The organism is uncultured Aquimarina sp. (genome assembly GCF_947496855.1).
Taxonomy (GTDB): Bacteria; Bacteroidota; Bacteroidia; order Flavobacteriales; family Flavobacteriaceae; genus Aquimarina.
On record NZ_CANMED010000017.1, the window covers coordinates 1 to 3,942 of the forward strand.

The window sequence follows — 3,942 nt, forward strand, 5'->3', positions numbered from 1 at the left end:
CAAATAGTTTATCTTCGCTATCGCTGCGTAAACGATTTAATCAACGACGCTAAGGCTGAGTTTAGTACGACGTTACCATACATACGAATGAACATTTTCGGATTTAAGAAAAAACAGGAATATTCATCAAAGGATATTTTAAAGCAACTGGACAAGTGTGCGGAGGATTTTACGTTTCCAATGTTGGATAATGGATACGTATATCCTGTTCATTCTAAATTGAGTGCTTATCGAGACGAAAAACGATGGGCTTTGATAATCGAAGTAATCGGATTTAATTATCGTGGTGGAGGACATAACGGAATTTCGAATTGTTTGCACATTTTTGGAAATTGTATTAAAACAAAACCTGGAACTGATAACGATAATTTCTTGTACCTGACTGATGATAGTTCTGAACACTCAACTTTTGATGAAGAATACTTGGAAAGTTTAAATCCAGAAACTAAAACAATGATTTTACGAGATAACGAAATTACTGTTAATCACAATCGTGAATTCTACTTAAAAAAAGGAATTGAACTTGAAGAGGACAACAAAATTTTCGTTTGGGAATTTTTAAGAGGATTAGAACCTGAATACAATGAGCAATTCGAGGCAACTGAAAAAGAAATTCGAGAACGGATTCCAGCGGACTTGCCAAAGATTATAGAATTAACGGAATGGAATCATCCTGACTGTGCTGATTCCGAAATTCCGAGTAAAAATCAAACTTTTAAGCAAATCGCCAAGGTTCTTGAAACTGGACAAGCGGAATTTTACAAGCCGCCTGAAAAGCCAAATAATCATTGGAAAAATTGGCCTGATGGGGGGACGTTATAAAAAAGTACGTATGGTAACAACACCTATGCGATAATGCGGGGTTTAGGTTTAATCGAAAGGTTATTGTCTATTTGGTTTGTCGCCAAAGATTTAAATTTAGTATTTTAAAAAATATAAAAACAAAACATAAACTTTAGCTAAGTGCTTGATCGAAAAATAGTGATTTTCTGTTCCCGCACTACGCATAGCTAAACGTTGTACGTAAGCTGAAAAATGAAATACTACGAGGAAATAAATAACGAAAAAAACATTTTTGCTTCTGAACTAAAAGAACCGAATGAAAACTCATTTGAATTTGAGTTAACAATTGGAACCGTTTCGGAAAAAGAAGAAGATGTAATTGTTAACGGAATTAATATTGGATCTGCTCGCAGAATTAATTCTGACCAAAATGGTAACCGATTTAAGATTAAATTTGATAATTATATTTCATATTCTGTTATAGACGAACGATTTGACAAACTAACTCAAAATGAAATATTTTCTGGAAACAGATTGCGAATTTATTCTGACTCAAACTTTTTGAATTACATAAAAGCTGATATGAATGCGACTTCAGATTATCCAGGTAATTTTAAGCATTACGCATTTATAACACTGAATCATATAATAAATGTTGCTTCTGAAAAAGAACCCGAAATAATAAAACTGAAATAAAAACCTACGTACAACAACATATATGTGATCATAGCAGCAAAGTTATGAACCAAATGGTTATTGTATTTTTGGTAAGGCGCAATGCTTGCAGAAAGTGAAAGTTAGCAACCAATGCGCGGAAAAACTGAAAAGCAAGGTAACATTTTGCCCTGCTACGACACATATATTAAACGTTAGGGCACATACTCAGAATCTGAAAATCAAAACGCAATCTGAACCTGTCTGCGGACGAGCCTCGAACGTTTGAACTGATAGTTTTTGCAGTGGTTTGTATCGGATCCAAAGTAAAAAAGCGATAAAAAAACCACTCAAAAGGAATGTTTCGGAGTAAAGCGTGCAAAAAATCGCTTTTTTTTAGTTGATTACGAAAATATTGACGAAAAAAGGGTTTGTGATTCTATGGTTTGGTAAGTGATCAATCCAATGACAGCAAAGCGATCGCAGGAAAATAGATGAATATTACGGAGCAACAACGAAAGGGATATCGCTTCGCTGCGGAATATTTGCAAAGTACAGGCTTGTAAAAGTGGTACGCTCCATAACACCATATAAATGATCATAGCAGGTCGGTGATAAATCGATAGGTTCGTGTATATTTGGTAAGGCGCAATGCTTGCAAAATGAAAAAGTTAGCAACCAATGCGCAAGAAAAATCGAAAAGCAGGGGTAACATTTTGCCCTGCTACGACACTTATATATAACGTTGGCATTAATACCGAGAAAAAATTATGGGATATGATTCATCCATATATTTAAATAAAGAAACGGATATCATAGAAGTAAAACAATTTCTGAAAATTTTAAACTATGAAGAATTTGAAGAAAATTACTACTTCTACAACAATAATGATTCCGAAGAGCATTTTACTGGTGTTACATTAAATATTATTGAGGAAAATTCAGAATATTTAGAATTACATATGAGAACTACAGTTTGGAAAACTATATATGATAATGACTATGTAAATCTAACTTTAAAACAAATTAGTGAAAGGTTTCAAGGATATTTTGAAACAGAATTTGGTAAAAACACAATTTATGAATTTGATGGAATTGAAAGAAAAGGTGCTGAAGTAGGTTGTTTTACAGTTTTTAGGAATTTCAACAATAATATGACTAAACCTAGTGTATTTCTACAGTTTTTAGAACACGAGGAAATGAAAAATCCAGTTCCGATAGAGATTCCAATTCTAAACGAAATGAATCCAGTTAGTATTGGAATTAATTTTACTATTCCATACTTGATATCTGTACTCGAAGAATATTTAAGGTCCACATATATTGTATTACTAAAATATTCAGAAAACAAAAAAGATATATTTAAAAGTTCAAGAATTATATCAGAAGATTTATTTGAAGTTTCCGAGGGATTCTTATCAGCTGAAAAAATAGTTGCTAGAACAATTTCTTTTCAAAATATAAATGGAATAAATTCAGCTTTTAAGAAAATATCAAATGATATCAATTTGACAAATTTGCTAAATTCAAACAAACCTGAAAACAACTATCTAGAAAGATTAGAAAATCTTATTAAGTTTAGACATTTAATTATTCATTCAAATCAAACAATTTCATATTATTCAACTAATGATTTGAAAAATGACATTTCTTTGATTTTTGATATTTGTGACATTTTTTATGAGAACTTAATTAAAATTTACAATTGGAATCCAGAAAAGTACTAATGCCAACACCGTGGATAATTCATTGCTAGTTAAAGCCTACTTACGAAAGTCCTCGCGGACTTTCTATCTGTGATTTATTTGCTAAATTAGGTGCTTAAACACGCAACGAAATCATACACAAACACGTTGTGCATAATATGAAAAAACTCATTCTTGTCATTTTAGTAATCGCTTTTACTTCGTGTAATCCATTCGACGAAAAAAGAGTTTTGGATTATAAAACGGAACTAACCGATTTGACTTCAAAGATTGACGAATATGACAACGGAACTTATGACAGAGATGAAATTGACGAATTTATAATTGGAGATGTCCGAGATTTGGACATTGATTTAATTGTAAAAAATAGCGGAAAGAAAAACCCGAGTTATTCTGGATTAGTCGAAGAAAACGACAGTCTGATTATTTTTGTGAATAGGTCTGGAAGTATAATAGAAACAGAGAAAAGAATAATTTATGATTTCAATAAAAAACCTCGGAATTTTGGAAATGATAATATTATTGGAGCATCCTACAAAATAGTACAATTGGACGAAAGATGGTACTATTCGGAACTAGGATTTGATTAAAATACTATGCACAACACCGTATAAAAATAATTGCGGTTTAGTGCTAAAACAAAGGTAGTTGCGTATTTGCTACATCTGATTTTCCTGCGGAAAATCCTCGCACGCAAACCCGCAACTATTCTTATACATAAACGTTAGGTGCAATTGTCCCATTTTGATCTGACAATTTTTTCGGAGGGATACGCTGGGATTACGGAGTTTTATTCTGA

4 protein-coding genes are annotated in these 3,942 nt (G+C 32.2%); all 4 read left to right on the top strand.

What is annotated here, in order from left to right; all coding sequences use genetic code 11:
- Nucleotides 1-822 (top strand): hypothetical protein (locus Q0921_RS24805; RefSeq protein ID WP_299261837.1); only part of this gene is annotated, 822 nt, incomplete at its 5' end.
- Nucleotides 823-1,035: 213 nt separating this feature from the next.
- Nucleotides 1,036-1,479, top strand: a complete 444-nt coding sequence (locus Q0921_RS24810) for a hypothetical protein (protein ID WP_299261838.1) — start codon at nt 1,036-1,038, stop codon at nt 1,477-1,479.
- Between the two features lie 728 nt (nt 1,480-2,207).
- Nucleotides 2,208-3,164, top strand: a complete 957-nt coding sequence (locus Q0921_RS24815) for a hypothetical protein (RefSeq protein ID WP_299261839.1) — start codon at nt 2,208-2,210, stop codon at nt 3,162-3,164.
- Nucleotides 3,165-3,301: 137 nt separating this feature from the next.
- A complete protein-coding gene (locus Q0921_RS24820) occupies nt 3,302-3,733 on the top strand; it encodes a hypothetical protein (RefSeq protein WP_299261841.1) in 432 nt (143 codons plus the stop codon).
- Nucleotides 3,734-3,942: the final 209 nt, after the last annotated feature.